Source organism: Streptomyces sp. NPDC087428 (assembly GCF_044744085.1).
Lineage (GTDB): Bacteria > Actinomycetota > Actinomycetes > Streptomycetales > Streptomycetaceae > Streptomyces.
The window spans coordinates 175,226-199,757 of record NZ_JBIUXR010000001.1; the positions used below are offsets into that span (position 1 = coordinate 175,226).

Annotated in this window: 21 protein-coding genes, 2 tRNA genes and 1 pseudogene; 3 read left to right on the forward strand and 21 right to left on the reverse strand. The window is 71.3% G+C overall.

Annotated features, from left to right (window positions below; genetic code table 11):
• Positions 1-74: 74 nt before the first annotated feature.
• Together ACIO3R_RS00790 and ACIO3R_RS00795 are read right to left on the reverse strand one after the other, a co-directional pair.
• Complete coding sequence (locus tag ACIO3R_RS00790) at positions 75-968, reverse strand: YceI family protein (protein WP_385033844.1); 894 nt, start codon at positions 966-968, stop codon at positions 75-77.
• A gap of 205 nt (positions 969-1,173) precedes the next feature.
• Positions 1,174-2,010 carry an arylamine N-acetyltransferase gene (locus ACIO3R_RS00795; RefSeq protein ID WP_402101923.1) on the reverse strand — a complete coding sequence of 279 codons (837 nt, stop codon included), beginning with the start codon at positions 2,008-2,010 and terminating at the stop codon, positions 1,174-1,176.
• Between the two features lie 265 nt (positions 2,011-2,275).
• On the opposite strand from ACIO3R_RS00795, the pseudogene ACIO3R_RS00800 reads away from it, so the two are divergent.
• Positions 2,276-2,410 (forward strand): annotated as a pseudogene (locus tag ACIO3R_RS00800) (pyridoxamine 5'-phosphate oxidase); the annotation flags it as partial.
• Between the two features lie 4 nt (positions 2,411-2,414).
• Here ACIO3R_RS00800 and ACIO3R_RS00805 read toward each other — a convergent pair.
• From ACIO3R_RS00805 to ACIO3R_RS00840, 8 genes are all read right to left on the reverse strand, one after another.
• Entirely contained in the window at positions 2,415-5,129 is a 2,715-nt protein-coding gene (locus ACIO3R_RS00805; RefSeq protein ID WP_402101925.1) for a ComEC/Rec2 family competence protein, read from the reverse strand.
• A complete protein-coding gene (locus tag ACIO3R_RS00810) occupies positions 5,126-6,328 on the reverse strand; it encodes a helix-hairpin-helix domain-containing protein (protein ID WP_402101927.1) in 1,203 nt (400 codons plus the stop codon). Before ACIO3R_RS00810 ends, ACIO3R_RS00805 begins: the two co-directional genes overlap by 4 nt.
• 102 nt (positions 6,329-6,430) lie before the next feature.
• Positions 6,431-7,276, reverse strand: coding sequence for a DegV family protein (locus tag ACIO3R_RS00815; protein ID WP_385039116.1), 846 nt, complete (start codon positions 7,274-7,276; stop codon positions 6,431-6,433).
• A 171-nt stretch (positions 7,277-7,447) separates the two neighbouring features.
• Complete coding sequence (locus tag ACIO3R_RS00820; protein ID WP_402101930.1) at positions 7,448-8,212, reverse strand: hypothetical protein; 765 nt, start codon at positions 8,210-8,212, stop codon at positions 7,448-7,450.
• 147 nt (positions 8,213-8,359) lie between these two features.
• A complete protein-coding gene (gene leuS / locus ACIO3R_RS00825) occupies positions 8,360-11,233 on the reverse strand; it encodes a leucine--tRNA ligase (RefSeq protein ID WP_402101931.1) in 2,874 nt (957 codons plus the stop codon).
• A gap of 320 nt (positions 11,234-11,553) precedes the next feature.
• A tRNA-Ala gene (locus ACIO3R_RS00830) sits at positions 11,554-11,626 on the reverse strand.
• 111 nt (positions 11,627-11,737) lie between these two features.
• Positions 11,738-11,971 carry a hypothetical protein gene (locus ACIO3R_RS00835; protein WP_402101933.1) on the reverse strand — a complete coding sequence of 78 codons (234 nt, stop codon included), beginning with the start codon at positions 11,969-11,971 and terminating at the stop codon, positions 11,738-11,740.
• Positions 11,972-12,206: 235 nt separating this feature from the next.
• Positions 12,207-13,706, reverse strand: a complete 1,500-nt coding sequence (locus ACIO3R_RS00840) for an MFS transporter (protein ID WP_402101935.1) — start codon at positions 13,704-13,706, stop codon at positions 12,207-12,209.
• A gap of 294 nt (positions 13,707-14,000) precedes the next feature.
• Between ACIO3R_RS00840 and ACIO3R_RS00845 the strand changes: the two genes are divergently transcribed.
• The gene (locus ACIO3R_RS00845; protein ID WP_385345147.1) at positions 14,001-14,867 is read left to right on the forward strand and encodes a helix-turn-helix transcriptional regulator; all 867 of its coding nucleotides are present in this window, start codon (positions 14,001-14,003) and stop codon (positions 14,865-14,867) included.
• Between the two features lie 20 nt (positions 14,868-14,887).
• Here ACIO3R_RS00845 and ACIO3R_RS00850 read toward each other — a convergent pair.
• From ACIO3R_RS00850 to ACIO3R_RS00880, 7 genes are all read right to left on the reverse strand, one after another.
• Positions 14,888-14,960: transfer RNA gene (locus ACIO3R_RS00850), tRNA-Ala, on the reverse strand.
• A 128-nt stretch (positions 14,961-15,088) separates the two neighbouring features.
• Positions 15,089-15,742, reverse strand: coding sequence for a histidine phosphatase family protein (locus tag ACIO3R_RS00855; protein WP_385039131.1), 654 nt, complete (start codon positions 15,740-15,742; stop codon positions 15,089-15,091).
• Entirely contained in the window at positions 15,739-16,170 is a 432-nt protein-coding gene (gene rsfS, locus ACIO3R_RS00860; protein WP_024494266.1) for a ribosome silencing factor, read from the reverse strand. Before rsfS ends, ACIO3R_RS00855 begins: the two co-directional genes overlap by 4 nt.
• A gap of 242 nt (positions 16,171-16,412) precedes the next feature.
• Entirely contained in the window at positions 16,413-18,182 is a 1,770-nt protein-coding gene (locus tag ACIO3R_RS00865; RefSeq protein ID WP_402101938.1) for an LCP family protein, read from the reverse strand.
• Between the two features lie 19 nt (positions 18,183-18,201).
• Positions 18,202-18,819, reverse strand: coding sequence for a nicotinate-nucleotide adenylyltransferase (gene nadD, locus ACIO3R_RS00870; RefSeq protein WP_363031419.1), 618 nt, complete (start codon positions 18,817-18,819; stop codon positions 18,202-18,204).
• A gap of 38 nt (positions 18,820-18,857) precedes the next feature.
• Positions 18,858-19,022, reverse strand: coding sequence for a hypothetical protein (locus ACIO3R_RS00875; RefSeq protein WP_363031420.1), 165 nt, complete (start codon positions 19,020-19,022; stop codon positions 18,858-18,860).
• 84 nt (positions 19,023-19,106) lie between these two features.
• The gene (locus tag ACIO3R_RS00880) at positions 19,107-19,259 is read right to left on the reverse strand and encodes a hypothetical protein (RefSeq protein WP_164494319.1); all 153 of its coding nucleotides are present in this window, start codon (positions 19,257-19,259) and stop codon (positions 19,107-19,109) included.
• A gap of 110 nt (positions 19,260-19,369) precedes the next feature.
• Here ACIO3R_RS00880 and ACIO3R_RS00885 point away from each other — a divergent pair, with 110 nt between their 5' ends.
• Positions 19,370-20,512 carry a M48 family metallopeptidase gene (locus tag ACIO3R_RS00885; RefSeq protein WP_402101941.1) on the forward strand — a complete coding sequence of 381 codons (1,143 nt, stop codon included), beginning with the start codon at positions 19,370-19,372 and terminating at the stop codon, positions 20,510-20,512.
• On the opposite strand, the gene ACIO3R_RS00890 is transcribed toward ACIO3R_RS00885, so the two are convergent.
• From ACIO3R_RS00890 to ACIO3R_RS00905, 4 genes are all read right to left on the reverse strand, one after another.
• On the reverse strand, positions 20,436-21,563 hold the full coding sequence (locus ACIO3R_RS00890) for a hypothetical protein (protein WP_402101943.1): 1,128 nt from the start codon (positions 21,561-21,563) through the stop codon (positions 20,436-20,438). The genes ACIO3R_RS00885 and ACIO3R_RS00890 overlap by 77 nt on opposite strands.
• A gap of 344 nt (positions 21,564-21,907) precedes the next feature.
• Positions 21,908-22,510, reverse strand: coding sequence for a hypothetical protein (locus tag ACIO3R_RS00895; protein WP_402101945.1), 603 nt, complete (start codon positions 22,508-22,510; stop codon positions 21,908-21,910).
• A 65-nt stretch (positions 22,511-22,575) separates the two neighbouring features.
• A complete protein-coding gene (locus ACIO3R_RS00900) occupies positions 22,576-23,859 on the reverse strand; it encodes a glutamate-5-semialdehyde dehydrogenase (protein WP_363031424.1) in 1,284 nt (427 codons plus the stop codon).
• An 84-nt stretch (positions 23,860-23,943) separates the two neighbouring features.
• On the reverse strand, positions 23,944-24,444 hold the full coding sequence (locus ACIO3R_RS00905) for a hypothetical protein (protein ID WP_362962561.1): 501 nt from the start codon (positions 24,442-24,444) through the stop codon (positions 23,944-23,946).
• Between the last annotated feature and the right edge of the window lie 88 nt (positions 24,445-24,532).

Below are 24,532 nucleotides of genomic sequence, written 5' to 3' on the forward strand. Positions count from 1 at the left end.
GGCTCTCGGAAGGACTCCGGGGTGGGCTCCGGGGTGGGCTCCGGGGTGGGCTCCGGGGTGGGCTCCGGGAAGTCTCAGCCCTTCGGGACGATCTGGATGTCCATGTCGATGGAGATGCTGGAGCCCACGGCGGCTATCCCACGGGCCAGCATGGTCTGCCAGGTGAGGGTGAAGTCCTCGCGGTGCAGTTCGGTGGTGGCCCGGCAGGCGGCCCGCGTCTCGCCCTCCAGGCCGTTGCCGAGGCCGAGGTACTGGGTGTCCAGCGTGACCGTACGGCTCACGCCGTGCAGGGTGAGCGCGCCACTCACGCCCCAGCGGGTGCCGCCGCGGTGGACGAACCGGTCGCTGTAGAACTCCAGCGTCGGGTAGCGGCCGACATCGAGGAAGTCGCCGGAGCGCAGGTGGTCGTCGCGCATCTGGACGTTCGTGTCGATCGAGGCGGCGTCGATGATCACGTGCATGGCCGAGTTCTCCATGCGGTCGGCGATCCGGACCGCGCCGGCGAACGTGTTGAACCGGCCGTGGATACGGGCCATCCCGATGTGCCGGGCCGTGAAGCCGATCTGCGAGTGCATCGGCTCGATCTCCCACTCGCCCGGGTCGGGCAGCTGCGGGGGCGCCGACATCTGAAGGGTGACGTCACCCGGACCCGCGTGCTCGCCCTCGGTGATCGAGGCCGATCCGTGGAAGGGGGTGAAGCCCTCGGCCGTGACGGCGAGCCGGTACTCCCCCGCCGGGACCGTGGCGAGGACATTGCCGTACGGATCCGTCTCACCGGAGACGATCTTGCGTCCCGAGGCGTCCGTGACCACGAACTCTGCCTGCCGCACGGCCTCGTTGACCGGGTCGAGCACCCGGCAGCTGAGGACGCCGGCCGATTCCGGTACGGCGATCCCGTCGAGGGCGCTGCCGCGCGTGGCACCCGTCGCGCCCTTGTTTCCCATGTTTCCCAGCCAGCGGCCGAACATCTTCACGTACTCCCCGGGGGCGCGTTCACCTTGGGGCCGGGTGGCTGGACTTCGTAGTCGGAGCAGCGGCCCGCCGACGAGCATGCATTCGATCACCCTTGTGGCGTTCGAGGCAAACAGAGCATCTCGGCGGTGCTTGGGTAGAGGTGTCACTGATGGTCCGAATTGCTCGCTCTGTTTGTTCGTGTCACCCGCTTTGTGTCTATCACCCGTTCGACGTGGACGCACCGGCCCCGCGGACGGTGGGCAGCCGGTCGAGGCGCAGTCCGAAGTGGTCGCGGTAGGCGGCGAGCACCTCGTCGTCGCTCCCCAGCGGTGTCTCGTGGCGCTCACCCCCGGTCGTCGTGACGAGTTTCCGGCCGCTGAGCGTGATCCGGCCGGCGGCAGTGAAACGGGAGCAGACCGTGGACCGGGTGAAGCCGGAGTCGGGTGAGGTGCGGTGGTACCAGGCGCCGGCCCGGAAGTCCGCCAGCGCCCGGGGCCGGGGATCCAGCAGGAACTGCGGCGCACCGTCCCGCAGCACCACGACGTCCCCGTAGTCCTCACCGCCCTCGGCGGCGGTGGGGGCCCGCCCGATCCGGAAGGTGCCGCGCGGGTCCTCCTGGTCCGTGCGGTCGTCGAGTGCGAGCGGATGCTGCGCGTGGTCACCGAAGCCGACGTCCGCGAGCCACGGACCGGTGCCGTCGTCCGTCCCCACCCGGAGCGCCAGGTGGTCGTAGGGAATGCCGAGCTCCCCGCCGTCCCCGTGGACCCGGGCCTGGAGCAGCGTGACGTCGAAGCCCAGCTCCCGCAGCAACCAGGCGAAGGCCCCGTTGAGTTCGTAGCAGAACCCACCGCGGCGGCCCGCCACGATCTTGTCGAGAAGCGCCTGCTCCTCCAGCACGATGTCCTCGCCGAGATGGATGGAGAGGTTCTCGAAGGGCACGGCGGTGAGGTGGCGCAGTTGCAGCTCGCGCAGTGCCGCCGCGTCGGGGCGGCCGGGCCTGGTGGCGCCGATGCGTGCCAGGTAGGAGTCAACGGTGTGCGGCAGGTGCGGATCCATACCGGCAGTCTGTCCCGGGGGCCTGCGGCCCGCCATGAGCCGGTGGTCCTAGGACCGGCGGCGGAGGCGCGGTGCCGGTCGCGCTGACCAGGGCCTGTATTGGGTTGTCACGCGGAAGAAGGAGCGGGGCTGGGTGCGTGCGATCGCAAGGCGCCGGAGCGCCCTTGTAGCGGAGCTACCAGGGCGTTTCGGCAACGCAGCGAGCGTGCGTGCCCAGCCCCGTGACGCCGCGGAACAACCCAATACAGGCCCTAGTGTGCGGGACATGACGACGCATGAGCCGGCCCGCAGCCGGGAGCAGCGCAAGCAGGACGCGCTCGATCGCCTGGAGAAGGACGAGGACGCATGGGTGTCCACCGCCTCGGCGGACGGGGTGCCGACCCTGGTGCCGACTGAGTACTCGGTCACGACCGGCCCACCGCCCGCAGTCCCGGCCCGGCGCCCGTCACCGCGATCGCACCGTCCCTGTCGGTACGGAGCACCACCGCTCCCCCGGCCCTGAGCGCGTCGACGGTACGGGCGGCAGGATGCCCGTACGGGTTGTCCCGGCCCACACTGATCAGGGCGAACCTCGGGTGCGCGGTCCGCAGCAGGGCGGCGTCCTGATGCGCGGAGCCGTGATGGGCGACCTTGAGCACATCCACGCGCGGGAGCGTCGGGTAGTTGCGCAACAGGCTCTGCTGGGCCGGAGGTTCGAGGTCTCCGGGGAGCAGCAGCGTGAGTCCGCCGGCCCGTACGAACAAGGTGACGCTGGCATCGTTCGGCTCCTGCGGTACGGGGCCAAACGCCGGCCCCGCCGACGCACCGTCCCCCGGCCACAGCACCCGCCAGTCGAGCGCGCCGATCCGCCGTCGCTCACCGGGTACGGCCCGCACCACGGGGATACGGGCCGCCGCGGCCGTTCTCGCCACGAACGCGGCCTGTTCCGGCGGTTCGTCCAGGCTCGTCGTCTGGATCGCGCCCACCTCTCTGCCCCGCAGGACACCGGGCAGGCCCCGGACGTGATCGGCGTGAAAGTGGGTCAGCACCAGCAACGGAACGCGAGTGATCCCCAGGTCGCGCAGGCACCGGTCGGCCGGGCGGGGGTCCGGCCCCGCGTCGACGACCACGCCCGAGCCGGGCCCGGCCGCGAGCACCAAGGCGTCGCCCTGACCCACGTCGCACATCGCGAACGCCCAGCCTGGCGGCGGCCATCCGGTCAGCACCCGGGTCAGCGGCACCGGGCGCAACACCGCGAGCACCAGGAGCAGCGCCGCGGCCGAGCAGACCCAGGGGCGGCGTCCGATGCGCCGGGCGAACAGCACCACCAGCCCGGTCAGCACGGCCAGCAGGAGCGCACCCGTCCGGCCGTCGGGCCAGTCGATCTCCGCACCGGGCAGCGCCGCCCCGGTCCGGGCCACGGAGGCGATCCACCCGGCCGGCCACGCCGCCACCCGGGCGAGCAGATCGGCCGCAGGCATGGCCACCGGGGCCAGGGCCAGCGTGGCGAACCCGAGAATCGTGGCCGGCGCCACCGCGAGCTCGGCCAAGAGGTTGCACGGGATCGCGACCAGGCTCACCCGGGAGGCGAGCAGCACCACAACGGGCGAGCACACCGCCTGAGCCGCCGCCGCGGCAGCCAGTGCCTCGGCGAGCCGGAACGGCAACCGGCGCCGTTGCAGCACGGCGCTCCACCGAGGGGCGATGGTCAGGAGCGCGCCGGTGGCCAGGACCGACAGGACGAACCCGTAACTGCGCGCCAGCCAGGGGTCGTAGAGCACCAGCAGCAGAACGGCGGCGGCCAGCGCGGGGATCAGCGTTCTGCGCCGCCCCGTACCGATGGCGAGCAGGGTGATCAGGCCGCAGGCCGCGGCCCGCAGCACACTCGGTTCGGGCCTGCAGACGAGGACGAAGGCGAGTGTGAGCCCGCCTCCCACCAGGGCGGTCATCCGCAGGGAGAGCCCCAGTCCGGGCGCCAGCCCCCGGCGTTCGGACCGCAGGGCGCTGCCCGGTGGTCCGATCAGCAGGACGAGCAGGATCGCCAGGTTGGCACCCGAGACCGCCATGAGATGGGTGAGGTCGGTCGCCCGGAACGCATCGTGCAGTTCCGGCGTGACCCTGGTGGTGTCGCCGACGACCAGTCCGGGCAGGAGCGCCCGCGCATCGGGGCCGAGCCCCTCGCTCGCCGTGCGCAGCCCGGCGCGCAGCCCGCCCGCCGTGCGCTGGAGGAACGTGGGCGGGCCGGTGACACGGGGCGGGCCCTTGCCGTCGGGGCGGAGAACCGCGGTGGCCCGCTCCCCGCCGTGCAGCGGTGGCGCCAGCCGGCCTCCGATACGTAAGCGGGTGGAGGGGAGCAGCCGCTGCCACTGCTCCGCCGCGCCGCCGGGCGTGACGATGACCAGCACCGGCGTATGCAGCCTGACAGCCGTGCCGTCGGGCCTCGTCAGCCGGGTGATCTCCGCGTCCAGGAGGAGGGAGACGGGTGTGCTGTGGTCGCCGCGTACCCGGGGAAAGGTCCGCCGGGCATCGGAGGTGAGCGTGACCTCTGCCTCGATCCTCGCGAACTGCCGGGCCAGTCCGGGCACCGGTCCCTGCCGCGCGTCGGCGCTGTGCAGTCCGGCCGACGCCGCCCCGGCCGCCGCGCAGAGCAGCACCGCCGCGGCGGCCGTCGTGTGCAGTCGCAGCCTCCCGCCACCGGTGGAGTACAGCCGCCGCCGTCCATGACCTGCCACGTTCTGCCTCCGCCGTCCGTGACCTGCCACATGCTGCCTCCGCCGTCCGTGACCTGCCACATGCTGCCTCCGCCGTCCGTGACCTGCCGCGTGCCGTTGCCGCCGTTCGTCATCCGTGGTGTCCGGTCGCCGTCGTACGCCGGCTGTGCTGTCCCCGTTGGCGTCCGGTTCCGCACGTGCGGCACGGGTCGGTGGGGCCCCTGGCACGGCCAGGAGGACCATGGCCGCCCCGAGACAGAGCACCACTCCCACCGCCACCCATCGGCCCGGCGCGCCCACGGCCAGCGCGGCACCGGCCCAGGCAGCCAGGGCCGGGGGAACCAGTCGCAGGTCGGGCGGACCCTCCTGCCGCGGATCGGAGACCCCGAGCCGCCGGCCGGACGCCGTGTGGACGTCCCCGGCGCTCACGGTCGCACCAGTGGCTGAAGGTCGGCGAACCGGCGGTCGCCGATCCCGGTGACCTCGCGGAGTTCGTCGACGGACCGGAAACCACCGTGCTGGGTGCGGTAGTCGACGATGTGCTGGGCGAGGACTGGACCCACTCCGGGCAGGGTTTCGAGCTGTTCGGCGGTCGCGCTGTTGAGGCTCACCGGTCCTGTGGTACCGCCCGGGGCCGTCGGTCCCGCGCCGCCCCCATCCGTACCGCCTGGGGCAACCGTGCCGGGCGGTGCGCCCACCAGGATCTGTTCCCCGTCCACGAGCACCCGGGCCCGGTTGAGGCCGTCGAGGTCCACGCCGGGCCGGACTCCTCCAGCCGCCCGCAGCGCGTCGGTGACTCGTGCGCCGGACGGCAGCCGGTGAATCCCGGGCCGGCGCACCTTCCCGCTCACATCCACCACGATCTGCCCGGCCGTCCCCTCGGCGGGCGGCGGCCCGGGGGACGGCTCGGGCACACCGGCCCCGTCGGCCACCGGGTCCGTCCCGGCCCGCGGTACAGGGGCGTGCCCGGCCTCGCTGACGGGATCGGGGGCGCGTACGCCTTCGGGGCGCGCGGACCAGAAGTGCATCGCGGCGAAGACCGCCGCCGCGACCAGGACAACGGCGAGTGCGGCAAGGGCCTTCGGCTCCAGACCGCATCTCAGCTGCACCCACATCGGCAGCCGCTCCCGCAACGCGGGAACCGCCCGCGCCCACCACCCTTCCCGTTCCGCCGGTTCCGCACGCACCACCGGCCCGGACGGTGATCCCACCGTGGACGCGTCCGCTTCCGCCGCTGCCGGCCCGAGCGCCGACACCGGCGGCAGGCCCTCAGCTCGGGACAGACCAACAACTCGGGGCGGACCAGCGGCCCGGGACGGCCCCGGCGCGATGCCCACCGTCTGCCGGGCCACCGGTCCCCCGTACCCGCCCGCCATGAGCGCATCGGCACGGGTACGGGAGGCCGCGGCGGTGGCGTCGCGGTCCGGCGCGTGGCGACGGCGGCCCGGTCCGGCGCCCGCCCCGCTCCGGGCGCGCCCGTCCGACGCGGGGACGCGGCCGGGCCCGCTGCCGGGTCCGCCGCCGGGTCCGCCGCCGGTCCTGCCGAAGAGGCCGGTACGGCCGGTACGGCCCGTACGGCCGGTTCCGCCACCGGGTCCGCTGGTTGCACGATGTGATCGGGAAGCCATGCCTCATGACGCTAGGCACTTCCGCCGGAATCCGCCGAGGCCGCCCAATTATGGTGGAAAACCTGCCCGTTGTGGATAACTCCACCACTCCGGGCAGTGACGTCAGCGCGGCGAGACCACGGCTCCCAGCAGCCCCGGACCGGTGTGCGCGCCGATCACCGCACCCACCTCGCTGACGTGCAGGTCGACCAGTCCGGGAACCCGCTCGCGCAGCCGCTCCGCCAGTCGCTCGGCGCGTTCCGGGGCCGCCAGGTGATGCACCGCGATGTCCACCCGCCCGCTGCCCGCCCGCTCGGCGACGATCTCCTCAAGCCGCGCGATGGCCTTCGAGGCCGTCCGCACCTTCTCCAGCAGTTCGATCCGGCCGCCGTCCAGCTGGAGCAGTGGTTTCACGGCGAGGGCCGAGCCGAGCAGCGCCTGAGCGGCACCGATCCGGCCGCCGCGGCGCAGGTAGTCCAGGGTGTCGACGTAGAAGTACGTGGACGTGGCCGCCGCACGCTTCTCCGCGGCCGCCACCGCATCGTCCAGGCCGCCGCCCGCGTCCGCGGCCTCCGCCGCCGACAGGGCACAGAAGCCGAGGGCCATGGCGACCATCCCGGTGTCCACCACCCGCACCGGCACCGGCGCGTCCTTCGCCGCGAGCAGGGCGGCGTCGTACGTGCCGGAGAACTCCGCGGACAGGTGCAGCGAGACGACACCGCTCGCCCCGGCGTCGGCGGCCGCACGGTAGGTGGCGGCGAACACCTCGGGGCTGGGCCGGGAAGTCGTCACGGGGCGGCGCTTCTGGAGCGCCAGCGCGAGGGAGCGGGCCGAGATCTCGGTGCCCTCCTCAAGCGCCTGATCACCGAGGACGACGGTCAGCGGCACCGCGGTGATGCCGTGCCGTTCCATCGCCTCGGGCGGCAGGTAGGCCGTTGAATCGGTGACGATCGCGACATGGCGGGACATGAGCGGGAGGTTACCTTCCGGGGCGGTGGCTCGGCAGTCCGACCCCGACCGAATGATCAGTTCCGGTCGCTTCGAGCCGCATCCTGCCATGCCCGGCCCCGCTCGACGCCCCGGTCAGCACACCGCCCCCGGCGCTCCGCTCGTGTGCCGGGAAACGGGGCGGGTAATTCTTCAGTTCGTGGTCTCGGGCCGTGCCGTCTTCTGCCACGGGTACGCGGTCCGCTGCCGGGGGTCCGCAGCCGTGATGGCCTGCGCGATCCCCTCGTCTTCCGGCCCGTTTCCCTGCCCCTGCCCGTACCGCTGGGCGGGTCCGGGGGCTCCGGCCGGGTCCTGCTCCGGCTTTGGGCCACGCTCGTCCGAGCGGTCCGGCTGCTGCCCCGCCACCGGCTCCTCCGTCGTCCAGTGCCGCAGCGCACCGGCCTCCACGTCGATCTGTACGTTCAGTGCCGCCAGATCGTCGTCGGCGAACTGGCGGGCCCGGTCGCGCGCGGCCCAGCGCAACGACTCCGCCGAGCGTGTGATCTCCCCGGTGCGCTTCTTCAGCCCCGGCAGCAACGAGGACACCGTCCCCTTGTCGGGCTCACGCTCCAGCCGCTTCAGCTCGTCGTCCAGCTCACGGCCGTGCACACTCAGCCGCTGGAACAGCCCCAGCGACTCGGAGAGCGAGGCGTCCTCGGCCACGCCCGTCTGCAACGCCTCCTGCGTGGCCCGCATGGACATGCGCAGCGAGAGCCGAAGCTGCGCCAGCTCCCCGACGACGCCCATCTGTCCGTAGCTCTTCGCCCGCAGCGTGGTGTCCTCCACGGCCCGGCGTGCCTGCGTGATCGTGCGGTCCACCCCGCGGCTGGCCGCCCCGATGACCTTGACACTCACATAGATGCCCAGGGCCACGAACGCGACGACGAGCAGCCCCAGAATCAGGATCATGGCTTCCATGAGCGCCCCTCGGATGGTGTGACGGGTGCCGACATGTGTTTACCGGCCCCTCCACCGTAAACGGAACGGGCAGGCCGAGGGTTCCATCGGAACCCCCAACCTGCCCGTAGGGGAAAGCCCTCACACCGTCGTACCGGAGGCGAATGCCTAGGCAGGAACGATGTTCACCAGCTTCGGGGCCCGGACGATCACCTTGCGGATTCCCGACCCGCCCAGCGCGGCGACGACGGCCGGGTCGGCCAGTGCCAGGGACTCCAGCTCGGCGTCCGTGATCGACGGGGAGATCTCCAGGCGCGCCCTGACCTTGCCCTTGATCTGCACCACGCAGGTCACGGTCTCGTCGATGACGTACGCCGGGTCGGCCACCGGGAAGTCCTGGTGCACGACCGACTCGGTGTGGCCCAGCCGGCGCCACAGCTCCTCGGCGATGTGCGGCGCCAGCGGCGCCACCAGCAGCACCAGCGGCTCGGCGACGGAGCGCGGCAGTGGGCCGCCCGCCTTGGTCAGGTGGTTGTTCAGCTCGGTGACCTTGGCGATGGCCGTGTTGAAGCGCATCGCGGCCATGTCCCCGCCGACACCGTCGATCGCCTTGTGCAGGGCACGCAGCGTGTCCTCGCCGGGCTCGGTGTCGACGACGGTGACCTCGCCGCTCTCCTCGTCGACGACGTTGCGCCACAGACGCTGCAGCAGCCGGTACTGGCCGACGACCGCGCGCGTGTCCCAGGGGCGCGACACGTCCAGGGGGCCCATCGCCATCTCGTACAGACGCAGGGTGTCGGCGCCGTACTCGCCGCAGATCTCGTCGGGCGTCACGGCGTTCTTCAGGGACTTGCCCATCTTGCCCAGGACGCGGGAGACCTTCTCGCCCTCGTAGTAGTACGCCCCGTCGCGCTCCTCGACCTCGGCCGCCGGGACCGCGATACCGCGGCTGTCCCGGTAGACGAACGCCTGGATCATGCCCTGGTTGTACAGCTTGTGGAACGGCTCGGCGGAGGAGATGTGCCCCAGGTCGTGCAGGACCTTGGACCAGAAGCGGGCGTACAGCAGGTGCAGTACGGCGTGCTCGGCGCCGCCCACGTACAGGTCGACGCCACCGGTCGGCTGCCCCTCGCGCGGGCCCATCCAGTACTGCTCGATCGCCGGGTCGACCAGCTTGTCGGCGTTGTTCGGGTCCAGGTAGCGCAGCTCGTACCAGCAGGAACCCGCCCAGTTGGGCATGGTGTTGGTCTCGCGGCGGTAGTTCCGCGGACCGGACCCGTCACCCAGGTCCAGCGTGACGTTGACCCAGTCGGCGTTGCGGGACAGCGGGGTCTCGGGCTTGGTGTCGGCGTCGTCCGGGTCGAAGGTGCGCGGCGAGTAGTCGTCGACCTCCGGCAGTTCCAGGGGCAGCATCGACTCGGGCAGCGGGTGGGCGATGCCCTCCTCGTCGTACACGATCGGGAAGGGCTCGCCCCAGTAGCGCTGGCGGCTGAACAGCCAGTCGCGCAGCCGGAAGTTGACGGTGCCCTCGCCGACCCCGTGCTCCTTCAGCCAGTCGGTGATGCGGGCCTTCGCCTCGACGACGCCCAGGCCGTCCAGCGAGATCTCGTCGTTCGCGGAGTTGACCAGCTTCGCTTCGTACGAGGCGAAGGCGTCCTCCCACGTCGAGGCGTCCGTGCCGCGGTCGTCCGACGGCTCGACGACACAGCGCATCGGCAGCTCGAAGGCGCGCGCGAAGGCGAAGTCGCGCGCATCGTGCGCCGGCACGGCCATGATCGCGCCGGTGCCGTAGCCCATCAGCACGTAGTCGGCGACGAAGACGGGGACCTGCTCGCCGCTGACCGGGTTGGTCGCGTACGCGCCGGTGAAGACACCGGTCTTGTCCTTGGCCTCGGCCTGCCGCTCCACGTCGGACTTGGCGGCGGCCTGCTTGCGGTACGCCGTGACGGCCTCGGCCGGGGAGGCGTGTCCGCCGGTCCAGACCGGGTGGGTGCCCTCGGGCCAGGCGGCCGGAATGATCCGCTCGACCAGCTCGTGCTCGGGTGCCAGCACCATGTAGGTGGCGCCGAACAGGGTGTCCTGGCGGGTGGTGAACACGGTGATGTCACCGGCGCCGTCGACCGGGAAGTCGACCCGCGCGCCCTCGGAGCGGCCGATCCAGTTGCGCTGTTGCAGCTTGATGGCCTCGGGCCAGTCCAGCCCGTCCAGGTCGTTCAGCAGCCGGTCGGCATAGGCGGTGATGCGCATGTTCCACTGGCGCAGCTTGGCCTTGAAGACGGGGAAGTTGCCGCGCTCGGAGCGGCCGTCCGCCGTGACCTCCTCGTTGGCCAGCACGGTGCCCAGGCCGGGCGACCAGTTGACCGGCGCGTCGGAGGCGTAGGCCAGGCGGTGGCCGCTCAGCACGTCGGCGCGCTCGGTCGCGCTCAGCGCGCCCCATTCGCGGCCGTCCGGGGTAGGGCGCTCACCGCTCTCGAACTGGGCGACCAGCTCGGTGATCGGCCGGGCGCGGTCCGCCTCGGCGTCGTACCAGGAGTTGAAGATCTGTACGAAGATCCACTGGGTCCACTTGTAGTACTCGGACTCGATGGTGGCGAACGAGCGGCGCTTGTCGTGGCCCAGGCCCAGCCGGCGCAGCTGCGCCGTCATGTTCTCGATGTTGGACTCGGTGGACAGCCGCGGGTGGGTGCCGGTCTGTACGGCGTACTGCTCCGCGGGCAGGCCGAAGGCGTCGAAGCCCAGGGTGTGCAGGACGTTGTGGCCGGTCATCCGCTGGTGGCGGGCGAAGACATCGGTGGCGATGTAGCCCAGCGGGTGGCCGACGTGCAGGCCCGCACCCGAGGGGTACGGGAACATGTCCATGATGAATTTCTTCGGCTTGGCGGCCAGCTCCGGATTGTCCGCCAGGTCACCGGTCGGATTGGGTGCCTCGTAGGTGCCCTCGGCGTCCCAGAAGTCCTGCCAGCGTGCCTCGATGTCGGCGGCCATCGCTGCCGTGTAGCGGTGCGGCGCAGCAACGTCGGCTGCGGAATTCGTCTCGCTCATGATCCTCAAAGCTCCATCGATCGTCATCTGCCGGCGCCCACGTCTACGGACACGCGTCTACGGAAACGAAAAATCCCCTCGCACAGGAGGGGACGCCGCGCCGATGCCGACCAGGCATTCTCACCGGTCGGGAGTGATCAGCGCGGCTCGCTAAGCAGAAGGCGTACGGCACGCATGGCGTCAGGGTACCGCAATGGCACGGCCGCCATCCGGGCGCCGCCGATCCGTGGACACATCGGGATGCGAACAGCACGGCCACGACTGCACAGACGAGCAGCGGGCCATCCGAATTCGGATGGCCCGCTGCTCGATCTTCACTGTGGAGCTAAGGAGAATTGAACTCCTGACCTCCTGCATGCCATGCAGGCGCTCTACCAACTGAGCTATAGCCCCGTGTTGCGCCGCCCGGTCTCCCGCGGCGACATCGAGAACATTACCGGTCACCCCGGCCGTCCACCAAATCGTTTCCGGTCTGCCCGATTCCGCCTCGTCGGCGGGGCCCGGTCAGGCGGTGGCGAAGGAGTAGAAGCGCTTGAGGGTGCAGTGCTCCTCCAGCAGACGGCCGTAGATCGGCTCCCCCTCCAGCTCCCGGTAGGTCTCGATCGGGTCGCCCTTTATGACCAGCGCCCGCGCGCACTCCTCGCACCAGTACTGGTAGTCCCGGTTGACCGGGTCCATGTCCCGGACGATGGGCGTACCGCTGCCGCACCAGTCGCACTTCCGCCTGTGGGCACCCATGGATCAGCTCCGGCTGCGGCCGCGGGCCGTGCACAAGTGGAGGATTCCGCCGTTCCCGCCGGGCGTCCGGACCGTGGGGGGCGAACTGCCGGCGGGGCGGCCGGCGCGTACGCGGGCCTCGTGAACAGGGGGCAGGTCCGGGACCTCGTGGCGACTCGCAGGCATCGCGCACTCCCTCCCGTTCGGTCCGTCGCCCCCTCCGGCGGTCCGATTCTGCCATGACCCCGCAAGGGGGTCAGCCCTGCCGAGATCCCGTCGTCCGCCGACGCCGCACAAGACCCACCAGCACACCTACGAGGGCGGCCGCCGACAGTGCGAGAGCGCATACCCACAGCGCCTCTCCCGAACCCTGCGCCCCAGGCGTATCAAGGCGGTTGAGGTAGAGCGTGCCGAACCCCGCGACGCCGATGAGCTGGCCGAGCTGGGTGACGGTCACGAGCACGCCGCTCGCATCAGCGGCGTCCTCCGGTCGTACGTTCGCCAGGGCACCCGTAAGAGTGGGACTGAAGCCGAGCGCCATGCCCGCGCCGATGACGACGAAGACCACGTACAGCAAGGCACCACCGTCGCCGCCGTCGCACATCAGGTGACCGAGGGCCGCCGAACCGAGGGCCACGAGCGCGAATCCGCCCGGGGCCAGGACTCCCTGGAGACCGGCCGGCCAGCGCCGCCAGGTCAGCCCGACCGCGCCGAAGGCCACCGCGGTCGGCACGAACATCAGCCCGCTGCGCAGCGCCGAGTACCCCAGGCCGCCCTGGACGTGCAGCGTCATCACGAAGAGGAAACCGGCATTGATCCCCATCACCAGGAAAATGCGCAGCGCCGCCCGCGCGATGCCGGGGAGGCGGAGCACCCCGGGCGCGATGAGTGGTGCGCCGCCGCGCGCGGCCAGCCGTGTCCCGTACGCCGCGAACCCGGCGAAGAACACCGCGGAGGCGAGCAGGCAGATCCAGGTCCAGGCCGGCCAGCCCAACTCCTGTCCGAGCACCAGCGGAACGGTGAACAGGACGACGGCCGCCGCGAGCATCAGCAGCCCCGCCAGATCCAGCCCGCGGTCCCGTGCCGCGTGCCGGGCCCGCCCGGCACGCGGCACACCGGGCAGCACACGGACGCCGAGCACCAGCAGGACCAGCCCGATCGGCACGTTGACCAGGAAGACCGGGCGCCAGCCCGCGCCGAACAGATCCGCGCTGACCAGCACCCCGCCCACCACCTGCCCGGCCGCGGCACCGGTGGCCAGCACCGCCGCGTAGGCGCCCAGCGCACGTACCCGGGCCTCGCCGCTGAAGTGCTGCTGGATCAGGCTGAGTACCTGCGGGATCATCACCGCCGCGCCGATCCCCTGGATCACCCTGAAGGCGATCAGCTGTCCGGTGCCCGTGGCGAGTCCGCAGGCAAGCGACGCGACGGTGAAGACGGCGAGTCCCGCCAGATGGGCGCGGCCGTGCCCGAAGACGCTGCCGAGCCGGGCGCCGGTGATGAGCAGCACGGCGTAGGAAATGGTGTACCCGGCCACCACCAGCTGCAACCCGGCTCCGGAGGAGCCGAGTTCGGTGCGGATCGTCGGGGCGGCGACATTGACGATGAAGGTGTCGAGCAGCGCCATGAACTGGGCCGCCAGCACCAGGGCGAGCAGCCGTCCCGGGCGATTGTCGGTGGTGGGGGTTCTACTGGATACGGAACGTGGAGTTGCCTCGGAGGTCTTGGCCGTGGCCGTAGTTGGGGTCGTGGTCATGCCCTCAAGGCTGGTCCCAGCCGCATACGGGTAACGAGAGCCCGCTGATGCTGGTACTGGCAGCACCTGGCAACACCCGGGTGGAGCACCGACGATGGGGGTGTGACGACGGTGACGGCACGACATCGGGTAACAGAGGAGCGACCGGGCCGGCCGGCCCGGCAGGAAGTGGCCCAGCAGGAAGAGTTACTTCAGGAACCGGTGCTTCAGGAACGGGCGAGGCGGAACAGGCGGGGGCCGCAGCACGGCCGGCGGCCGGAGCTCGCCGACTTCCTGCGCAGCCGCCGGGCCCGGGTGACACCGGCCGACGTGGGCATGGCGCCGGGGTTCCGTCGCCGTACCCCGGGCCTGCGCCGCGAGGAGGTCGCCCAGCTCTCCGGCGTCGGGGTCACCTGGTACACCTGGCTGGAGCAGGGCCGTCCGATCAACGCCTCCGCGCAGGTCCTGGACGCGGTCGCCCGCACCCTCCGGCTGGACCCTTCGGAGCGCGAGCACCTCTACCACCTGGCCGAGGTGGCCTACATCCCCGGCAGGCAGTGCGACACCATCGAGGTCGGGCAGGAGGTCCAGGGCATCATCGACGCGCTCGACCCGCGCCCCGCGGTCGTCTACAACACGCGGTACGACGTACTGGCCACCAACCCCGCCTACCGGGATCTCTTCGGCGTGCCAGAAATGATGGACACCGGGATCCGCAATGTCCTGTGGGCGCTGTTCACGGTGCCCGAGAAGGACTGCCCGGTCGTTCACCGCACCCGGGAGCTGCCGCTCATGGTGGCGACCCTGCGGGGCGGCTACGGACGCCACACGGGCGAGCCCGCCTGGGAGACGTTCGTGGCGGACCTGTCGGCGGCCAGCCCGTACTTCGCCCGGCTGTGGCGCAGCGGGGACGTCGCTCCGCCCGGCCCCCGGGTGAAGACCTTCCGGCACTGCGCGGCGTCCGCCGAGATACGGATGACCTCGGTGTCGCTCTCCGTCAACGGGCTGCCGGAGTGCCGGATCGTCGCCTACACGCCGGCCGACCGGGAGAGCGAAGAGCAGATGGCCGTGCTGCGCGCCCGCCGGGAAGTGTGTCCGCGGGAGGTGTCCGCAGGCTCCGGCACCGCTGTGGCCCAGCGGCCCGGCTCTGCTCCGGCCCAGCAAAAAGATCCCGCCCCCTGACGGGGACGGGATCTTGATTGTGGAGCTAAGGAGAATTGAACTCCTGACCTCCTGCATGCCATGCAGGCGCTCTACCAACTGAGCTATAGCCCCGCTGTCCGCTGTGTTTCCCTGCGTTTCCGCGCTGCGAACAAGAAGAACTTTAGCCTGTGACCAGCCGGAAAGTGAAATCAGGCCGACGCCGCCCGCAGGCGCCGTCCGGGCACGGCGCGGACGCCCGGTCAGTCGTCGTCGCCGAGCACCGGTTCGGGCAGCGTGCCCGCGTTGTGCTCCAGCAGACGCCAGCCCCGCGCGCCCTCGCCCAGCACCGACCAACAGCAGTTGGTCAGCCCGCCGAGCCCTTCCCAGTGGTGTGACTCCAGGCCCAGCAGCCGGCCGATGGTGGTCCGGATGGTGCCCCCGTGGCTGACGACGACGAGCGTGCCCTCGTCGGGCAGCTTGTCGGCGTGCGCGAGCACGACAGGAGCGGCCCGGTCGGCGACCTCGGTCTCCAGCTCACCGCCGCCGCGCCGCACCGGCTCGCCGCGCTTCCAGGCCGCGTACTGATCGCCGAACCGCCCCACGATCTCCTCGTGGGTGAGGCCCTGCCACGCGCCCGCGTACGTCTCGCGCAGACCGGGGTCGTGCTCGATGCCCAGGCCGGTGATCGCGGCGAGCTCGGCGGCCGTGGCCGCGGCCCTCCGCAGATCGGAGGCGACGATCGCGTCCGGCTTCAGCGAGGCGAGCAGCCGGGCGGCCCGACGGGCCTGTCCGACGCCGTCCTCGGTCAGCTCGATGTCCGTGGAGCCCTGGAACCGGCGCTCCAGATTCCACGCCGTCTGGCCGTGTCGCCAGAGGACGATCCTGCGGCCCCTGCCGCTTCCGCTGCCGTTCAGCTCTGGTCACCTTCCGTGCCACCGGTGAGCTGTGCGTGCTCCTCGGCCTTGCCGCGGGTCTTCACGGCGTCCTCGGGCAGAGCGATCTCGGGGCAGTCCTTCCAGAGGCGCTCCAGCGCGTAGAAAACGCGCTCCTCGCTGTGCTGGACGTGGATGACGATGTCGACGTAGTCGAGGAGGATCCAGCGGGCGTCGCGGTCACCCTCGCGGCGGACCGGCTTGACGCCGAGCTCCTTCTGGAGCTGCTCCTCGATCTCGTCGACGATCGACTTGACCTGGCGGTCGTTGGGGGCCGAAGCCAGCAGGAAGGCGTCCGTGATCGACAGCACATCGCTGACGTCGTACGCAATGATGTCGTGCGCGAGCCGGTCGGCGGCCGCCTGAGCGGCAGCGTTGATGAGCTCGATGGAGCGGTCCGTGGCGGTCACAAGCAGGCTTTCGTCGGCGGGCAGATCGACCTCTAGGGTCTCACGGACCGCCGACAGCGCACGCAGCCATTGTCCGAAGATCGTTCAGAGGCCGCCCGGCACCGACCCCGGCAGCCCCGGGACCACCGCGGTCGGCGCCGGAAAGGCCTGCGGGCAGGCCCGGGATCGGCTGTGGGGTGGCTCCGGAACCCTCCCGCAGCCACCCCACAGCCGATCCGGCCGATCACATCGACCCGGCCTGCCTAGTCGAGCTTGTAGTCCTGTCCGATGACGACGGACACGTCCGCGTTCCCGGCCGGCGTGCCCTTCTTCACCGCGCTCGTCGGCAGGTCGAGGGTCTTGGCGACCTGGGTCGCCTTCTCCTTGCCCGCGGCGTCCTTGTAAAGGATCTCGGAGGAGGCCACGGCACCGGTCTTCCCGCCGTTGACGAAGGCGTAGCCGCCGTTGACCAGCTTGATCCGGGCGGACTCCGTGCCGCGCTCGCTGCCGGTGGCGTTCCTGATGGCGACCCGCACGGCCGCGTCCGCCGCCGGGGCCTTGACCGTGCCGCCCAGGATGTCCTTGACGACGCTGTCCGCGGCCGAGTCGGTGAGGCTGCCGTCCTCCTGGACCGGCAGCAGTGCCGTCTTGTAGTCACCGACCTTGGCGTGCTCGGCGAGCTTGGCCAGGGAGACGCCTAGGTCCTTCTCGGGGAGCGAGGGGTCGAGGATCTGGGCCAGCGTCTGCACGGTGACAGTGGCGGCCTTCGGGTCGTCCGAGATCTTGCGCAGCACTCCGCGCATGACCTGCCCGAACCGCGTCAGCTGCTTGGCCTCGGCCTCGTCGGGGCCGCGGTAGGTGGCGTACGCGACGGCCATCGGGCCGCTGAGCGTCTGCGCCTTGCCCTTCTTCACCAGGGGCGAGGCCCCCTTCTTGGCGTCGGGCACATCGGTGTCGGTGTCGACATCGATGTTGCCGACCAGGTCGACGAGGTTCTCCAGGTACGGGGTGTCGAGCCGCCAGGTGCCGCTGATCTCGGTGCCGAGCAGCGTATCGATGGACTCCCTGGTACCGGTGGTGCCGTCGTCCTCGACCGACTTGCCGAGCGTGCTCGTGTTGCCGTCCTCGTCGGAGACGGCGAGGGAGTTGGGGAGCAGGACCGTGGCTCCCTGCTTGGTGGTGACGTTGTCGACGAGCAGCGCCGTGGACGTACCACCGCCCTTGGTGTTGTGGAGGTGGACCACGATGACGTCCCGCCGCTGCGGGCCGGTCGTCGCGGTGTTCTCCTTCTCCGAGGCGGAGAAACCGGGGAGCTTGCCGGCGGACCACAGGTAGCCCACGCCACCGACCACGACCAGGGCCACCACGACGATCAGCGCGACCATCCGGTTGTGGCCGCGGCGCCGTGCTTCCTCCCGGCGCTCGCTGCGGCTCTCGGTGAACTTGAGCCAGTCGATGACGTCTTCGGAGTCCTCGTCGGGCTCCTCGATGAAGGAGAACTGCTCGGTGCCGTAGTCGCGGTCACCGCGGCGCTGCCCGGGGACGGCTGCCTCCGGCTCCGCGTCCGGTGCCGGAGCGGGGTCCCGCTGCGGCGGGACAGGTGCGGGAGCCGGTGTTGGAGCGGGAGGCGGTGCCTGCTGCGGGACGTTCCACTGCTGAGTGGTGTCGACCGCGGCCGGCTGCTGCCCGGTGTCGTAGCCGTAGCCGTCGTAGCCGTAACCCTGCTGCGGGGCCTGGTGCTGCTGGGGCTGGTGCTGCTGGGCGGCGTACGGGTCGTACTGCTGCGGGGGCGGGCCCTGTTGCTGCTGCTGTTGCTGCTGCTGGGCGTACGGGTCGTAGCCGTAGCCCTGGTCCGTCTGGGGCGCCTGCTGCCCCGGGTGTTGCTGAGTCTGCTGTTGCTGCGTCTGCTGTTGCCCGTACGGGTCGTACTGCTGCTGTCCGGGCTGCTGGTACACCGGCTGCCCGTACTCGTCGTAGCCGACGATCTGTGGCTGCTGGTAGTACGGATCGTACGGATTCTGTCGGTCGTTCACCGGTGCCCCTCTACGTGGCTCATTCGCCGCGGTAAAGCTGGCGCTTGTCGATGTAGCGGACCACACCGTCCGGCACCAGGTACCAGACCGGATCGCCCTCGGCGACCCTCCCACGGCAGTCCGTGGAGGAGATCGCCAGCGCGGGAACCTCCACGAGAGAGACACCGCCCTCCGGCAGACCGACGTCCGTGAGCACATGCCCCGGCCGCGTCACGCCGATGAAGTGGGACAGCGAGAACAGCTCGTCGGCGTCCCGCCAGGTGAGGATCTGGGACAGCGCGTCGGCGCCGGTGATGAAGAAGAGGTCCGCGTCCCCGTGGACCGCGCGCAGGTCCCGCAGGGTGTCGATCGTGTACGTGGGGCCGTTGCGGTCGATATCGCTGCGGCTGACCGAGAACTGCGGGTTCGACGCCGTCGCGATGACCGTCATCAGATACCGGTCCTCGGCCGCGGACACCTGCTTGTGGCTCTTCTGCCACGGTTGCCCGGTCGGAACGAAGACCACCTCGTCGAGGCGGAACTGGGCGGCCACTTCACTGGCCGCCACCAGGTGTCCATGATGAATCGGGTCAAACGTCCCGCCCATCACGCCGATTCGGCGCTTTCCGGGGCCGGTAGGCACTTCCTGCTCTCCCATGCGTGCAGAGCCTACTGGCACAGCTGTACGCCTCGGCCTCAGCGGTCGCGGTTGAAGCGCGTGGTGATCCACAGAAGGAGGAAAAGCGCGACAAACGCGCCGCCGCCGGTGAGATACGGGCTGAGGCTTTCGTGGTTGCCGCCGTGCTCGGCGCCCTCGGCGGCGACGGTGACCAGTTGGTGTGCGGTGCTCGTGAGGCTCATCTTCGGCAGGACCTATCGATCGGGAGTCGGTGGGAAGACGTCGCGGACATCGTATGCGGGAGCCCCGGGCACGCTCACGCCGACTCAGTCGTTGTTGTCGTCGTTGCGGTATCCGCGCAGCAGGAACCAGGCCAGCAGTGCGGCTCCGACCAGCGAGACGAGCAGCACGATGCGGAGCGTGTTACCCGGTCCCTGCTCTTCGGATGCGGCGGCGAGCAGAGCAACGGTGTGCGGCATGTCGGGCGTCTCCTCAGTTATCCACAGCCCCCCGCACACCGTAGCGCCAGCACCTAGGCTGGGATTTGTCAGGGGGCGAGCGACGTCTCGTACGAACAGGGGGCCCATTCATGACCGAAAGCAGCCACGAGAGTCACGAGAACGTGCCGAGCAGGCAGCGCAGGCGCTTCCCGGGAATCTCGTCCCGGGCGTACGAGCACCCGGCGGACCGCTCGGCCCTGGTCGCCCTGCGGAAGCTGAGCGGTTTCGACACCGTCTTTAAGGCGCTGAGCGGCCTGCTGCCGGAGCGCAGTCTGCGACTGCTCTTCCTGTCGGACTCCGTCCGGGTGAGCGACGCCCAGTTCACCCATCTCAACAGCATGCTGCGGGACGCCTGTTACATCCTGGACCTGGAGAAGGTCCCGCCGATGTACGTGAACCAGGACCCCCAGCCCAACGCCATGTGCATCGGTCTGGACGAGCCGATCATCGTGGTGACGACGGGCCTGGTGGAGCTGCTCGACGAGGAGGAGATGCGGGCGGTCGTGGGCCACGAGGTGGGGCACGCCCTCTCCGGTCACGCCGTGTACCGCACGATCCTGCTCTTCCTCACCAACCTCGCCCTGAAGGTGGCCTGGATCCCGCTCGGCAACGTCGCGATCATGGCGATCGTGACGGCGCTGCGCGAGTGGTTCCGCAAGTCGGAGCTGTCCGCCGACCGGGCCGGGCTGCTGGTCGGCCAGGATCTCCAGGCCTCGATGCGCGGGCTCATGAAGATCGCCGGAGGCAACCACCTCCACGAGATGAACGTGGACGCTTTCCTCGCCCAGGCCGACGAGTACGAGAAGGGCGGCGACCTGCGCGATTCCGTACTCAAGATCCTCAATGTGCTGCCCCGTTCGCACCCCTTCACCACGGTCCGGGCGGCCGAGCTGAAGAAGTGGTCGGAGACCCGCGACTACCAGCGGATCATGGACGGGCACTACCCGCGTCGTGACGAGGACAAGGACACCTCGGTCACGGACGCCTTCAGGGAATCCGCCTCGCACTACGCCGATTCGGTGCGCGGCAGCAAGGACCCGCTGATGAAGCTGGTCGGCGACATAGCGGGCGGCGCCGGCGATCTGGGCGGCAAGCTCCGTGACAAGTTCACCGGCGGGGGCGGCAGCGGCGGCGCGGCCACCGGCAAGGGCGACGCTACGAATGGCTCGCAGGAGCCCCGGAACCCCGAGGACCCTGAGGGGCCGCAGGAGCCCGGGTCGGCAGGGAGCTGACCTCCAGCGTCCCGCACAGCGCGGCGGTGGGCCGGCTCGTCTCGTACGGGTCGGTGCCCGCCGGGCCCCGGGAGACCGCTCGCCGGCCGGCGAGCAGCGGCCGCAGCGCGCCGCTGGTGTCGGCCGTGCAGGACTGCGGCCCGGCCTGGACGTAGCTGGTCCGCACCTCCAGCCGGCCCAGCCGCAGATCCTCCCGGTCGAGCCGGAAGCGCAGCTCCCGCCGCACGGTGAAAAGCGACGCCCCCTCGGCCTGTTGGGGGCCGGAGACGGCCGGGCGGAGCGCGTAGGTGAAGGTGTGGTCCGACACCACCTCCAGCGCGTCGGACCCCACCTCCGCGTACCGCAGCGTGCCCCGGACCCGGATCTCCGGAGCGGGGGCGACCCGGGCCGGGTCGAAGCGCACGAGCCAGCCCGTCGCGGCGTGCTGCCCGTCGTCGTACGGCTCGTTCATGCTCCGCTCGAACTGGGCCATCTGGTCCGGGTCGAGCAGAGACTCCACCGGCCGCACCGTGTTCCCGCCGAGGACGTCGGGGTCGAGCGAGGAGGCCACCAGATAGTTCTTGACCGTGGCCAGGGCGGCGACCACCTGGCTCACCGAGAAGTTGTCCGTCCGCCGGGCCACCGGAGGGCTGATGCCTTCGCCGCCCTTCGGGTAGGAGGCGGCGGGGCTGCTGGCGAACAGACCGGCCGGTGTGCCCGCGGGTACGGCGCCGCGCGGCGCCAGGGGGACGAAGGTCATCCGGAGCGGCTCGGCCCGCCTGCCGACGGGGGCCTGGTAGGGGTGGCGGAAGCCCATGAAGACGGCCGTGCCGAAGGCCAGGGCTATCAGGACGACCAGGACGAGCGCGGCCCGGGAGCCGGTGCGCAGGGTCCGGCCAGGCAGGCTCCGTACGGCACGGGCGTGCTCCCCCATGCGCTCCTGGGCGGAGAACTCCTGAAGCCGGGCGGCCCGGACGAAGGACTCGTCGAAGACGAGCGAGCGGTACTCGTCCTCGCCGCCGCTCGCACTGTTCTCCGCCGGGCCTTCGGGTGGGTCTCCGTGGTCTGCCATGACTTCTCCCGACTCCACGTCACCGACCGGAGGCCGGTGCGGTGCGCCCCCGCCGCGGCCGGACGGCCTGGGCAGGGCCTGCCCGTCATGCGGGGGCATGTCCGGGCAAGTGAGGAGCCCCCTCTTCGAGCAGGTGAGGGGTCATACCTTGAGAGTAGGTCGATTACGACGAACGTAAACGCGGAGGCGGGCGGGGAACCGCCCCGGAACCCCGCCGGGACGCGGCAGCACAGGCAGGCGCAGAGAGGCGCAGGCGGGCATGAGCGGACACACGCAGACCGTGGCGGCCCGGCGGGGGAGAGCCGGGCGCATCCGGGGTACGGGGCCACGGGAGCGGGTCCGTGTCAGGGCGTGCGCGGGGCCGCGGAGACCACCGGGCGGAGGTAGCTCCCCGAGACCGAGGGGACCGCGGAGGAGGCCGCCGGGGCGCTGTCCGCCCCGGTGGTGGCCGGCGGCGGGACCTGGTCCTGCCGGTCGCCCGAGGTGTTGCGGTAGACGGCGCTGAAGGCCAGCGCGACCATGCCGATGCCCATCACCAGGGCGAGCAGCCAGGCCACCGGCCGGTGCCAGCGTGCGGCTCCCCGGTAGGGGCGCAGGGCGCCGCCGTGGCGCCCGTAGGGGCCGCTGTCGTAGTAGTCGTCGCCGTCGGCGCCGGGACCGTCGTCGTAGGCGCTCCCGCGGCCGTACCCGCCGCGCGGACCGTAGCCGTCGTCGTAGAGGTCGTCGTCCAGCGGTCCGCCGCCGGACCGGGCACGGGAGGCCTCCGCGTCGGCGCGCGCCTCCGCGGCCGCAGTCAGCCGCTCGACAGCGGTCGGCTCATGGAAGGTGGCGGCCTGTACGAAGTCCTCGTCGAACACCACGGAGGCGAAGTCCTCGTCCGCGCCCCCGCGGTCGTCGTCGGGCTCCCAGCCGTTCGGGAACGGCCTGCCCCCCACGTCGTCCGGCACGGCTTCAGCCTAGCCCCGGAGGGTCGATTTGGGCAGGGAGACCGCACATTCGGCGCATCCCCAGCTCACCTCACATGTCCGTCGCCGGTCACGATGTACTTCGTGGAGGTCAGTTCCGGCAGCCCCATCGGGCCCCTGGCGTGCAGCTTCTGCGTGGAGATACCGATCTCGGCGCCGAAGCCGAACTGGCCGCCGTCGGTGAAACGCGTCGAGGCGTTCACGGTCACCGTCGTCGAATCCACCAACTGGGTGAAACGGCGGGCCGCCGCCTGCGAGGTGGTCACGATCGCCTCGGTGTGGCCGGACGACCAGAGCCGGATGTGCGCCACGGCCGCGTCCAGCGACTCCACGACGGCGGCCGCGATGTCGTACGAGAGGTACTCGGTCTCCCAGTCCTCCGGCGTTGCCGCCACCACGGTGGCCTTGGACCCCTCGGCGTGCTCCATGACCCGTTCGTCGCCGTGCACGGTCACACCGGCCTCGGCCAGGGCGTCCAGGGCGCGCGGCAGGAACGCGTCGGCGACGTCCTTGTGGACCAGGAGCGTCTCGGCCGCGTTGCAGACACTGGGGCGCTGCGCCTTGGAGTTGATCAGGATCGCGACGGCCATGTCGAGGTCGGTCTGCGCGTCCACGTACACATGGCAGTTGCCGGTGCCGGTCTCGATCACCGGGACGGTGGATTCCTCGACGACGGTGCGGATCAGGGAGGCGCCGCCGCGCGGGATGAGCACGTCGACCAGGCCGCGGGCCCGCATGAGCTCCCGTACCGAGTCGCGGTTCTCGCCCGGCACCAGCTGGACCGCGTCGGCCGGCAGGCCGGAGCCGCCGACCGCGTCGCGCAGGACCCGGACCAGCGCCTTGTTGGACGCGTGGGCGGAGGACGAACCGCGCAGCAGGACCGCGTTGCCCGACTTCAGGCAGAGGGCGGCGGCGTCCACCGTCACATTGGGCCGGGCCTCGTAGATGATCCCGACCACGCCGAGCGGTACCCGGACCTGGCGCAGATCGATGCCGTTGGGGAGCGTCGAGCCGCGCACCACCTCACCGACCGGGTCGGGCAGCGCCGCCACGTCCCGGACATCGGCGGCGATGGCGCGGATCCGCTCGGGGTTCAGGGTGAGCCGGTCGACGACCGACTCGCTGGTCCCGGCCTCGCGGGCGCGCGCCACGTCCTCGGCGTTGGCCGCGATGATGTCGCTCGTCCGTACTTCGAGCGCGTCCGCGATCGCCAGCAGCGCGTCGTCCTTCGCCGCGCGGGGAAGCGGCGCGATGTCGGCGGCCGCGGAGCGTGCCCGGTAGGCGGCCTGGGCGACCGGGGACATGTTGTCGTACGGCGAAAGCGTGGTCATGCCCGCAGAGTAGTGCGCACACTGCGGGCATCCGTCACGTATCCCGTGATGCGAGACAGTCGCCGGCCGCCCCCGGCCGCCGGGTCAGTACGGGTGCACACCGACCGGGGCGGCCGGGGGCGGCCCGTACCCCTCGGCGATGCGCTGGTGGTACGTCTCGCGGTCGATGACCTCCAGACCGACGATCTCCCACGGCGGCAGACCGGCGCTGGAGCGGTGCTCGCCCCACAGCCGCAGGGCGACCGCCGCCGCGTCGTGCAGATCGCGGGCCTCTTCCCAGTAGCGGATCTCCGCGTGGTCGTTGGCGTACCGGCTGGTCAGCAGGAAGGGGTGGTCGTGCGCGAGCTGTTCGAGCCCGCGTCTGACCTCCTTCAGCGGAATCTCGGCGCCGGAGACACAGAGCGTGATGTGCCACAGCTTCGACTGGGTCAGCTCCTGGCTCACCGCCGTCTGTTCGGCCCCGGCCGGCCGCTCGTCCCTCCGGTCCGCGGACCTCCTCCCGTCGAAATCGGCACCTGCTCCGACGCTGGTCAGGGCGCGGCCACCCGTTCCTCGGGGCGGCGCCCCCGGGCGCGCTCGTCTCACCGGCGGCCTCCTGTGAATGTGTTGCTGTGCTGTGTACCCCGCAGTGTCCCCGCTACAAAGTGGACCAGTCCGCGGCCCGGCGTGTGGC

Bases quoted from the DNA above. Each gene is read 5' to 3' on its own strand.
- ACIO3R_RS00880 (WP_164494319.1), bottom strand. From the start codon at position 19,259: ATGCCGCACACCGTTGCTCTGCTCGCCGCCGCATCCGAAGAGCAGGGA.
- ACIO3R_RS00885 (WP_402101941.1), top strand. From the start codon at position 19,370: ATGACCGAAAGCAGCCACGAGAGTCACGAGAACGTGCCGAGCAGGCAG.
- ACIO3R_RS00890 (WP_402101943.1), bottom strand. From the start codon at position 21,563: ATGGCAGACCACGGAGACCCACCCGAAGGCCCGGCGGAGAACAGTGCG.
- ACIO3R_RS00810 (WP_402101927.1), bottom strand. From the start codon at position 6,328: ATGGCTTCCCGATCACATCGTGCAACCAGCGGACCCGGTGGCGGAACC.
- nadD (WP_363031419.1), bottom strand. From the start codon at position 18,819: ATGGGAGAGCAGGAAGTGCCTACCGGCCCCGGAAAGCGCCGAATCGGC.
- ACIO3R_RS00815 (WP_385039116.1), bottom strand. From the start codon at position 7,276: ATGTCCCGCCATGTCGCGATCGTCACCGATTCAACGGCCTACCTGCCG.
- ACIO3R_RS00795 (WP_402101923.1), bottom strand. From the start codon at position 2,010: ATGGATCCGCACCTGCCGCACACCGTTGACTCCTACCTGGCACGCATC.
- ACIO3R_RS00840 (WP_402101935.1), bottom strand. From the start codon at position 13,706: ATGACCACGACCCCAACTACGGCCACGGCCAAGACCTCCGAGGCAACT.
- ACIO3R_RS00790 (WP_385033844.1), bottom strand. From the start codon at position 968: ATGTTCGGCCGCTGGCTGGGAAACATGGGAAACAAGGGCGCGACGGGT.
- ACIO3R_RS00820 (WP_402101930.1), bottom strand. From the start codon at position 8,212: ATGGAAGCCATGATCCTGATTCTGGGGCTGCTCGTCGTCGCGTTCGTG.
- leuS (WP_402101931.1), bottom strand. From the start codon at position 11,233: ATGAGCGAGACGAATTCCGCAGCCGACGTTGCTGCGCCGCACCGCTAC.
- ACIO3R_RS00900 (WP_363031424.1), bottom strand. From the start codon at position 23,859: ATGACCACGCTTTCGCCGTACGACAACATGTCCCCGGTCGCCCAGGCC.
- ACIO3R_RS00835 (WP_402101933.1), bottom strand. From the start codon at position 11,971: ATGGGTGCCCACAGGCGGAAGTGCGACTGGTGCGGCAGCGGTACGCCC.
- ACIO3R_RS00875 (WP_363031420.1), bottom strand. From the start codon at position 19,022: ATGAGCCTCACGAGCACCGCACACCAACTGGTCACCGTCGCCGCCGAG.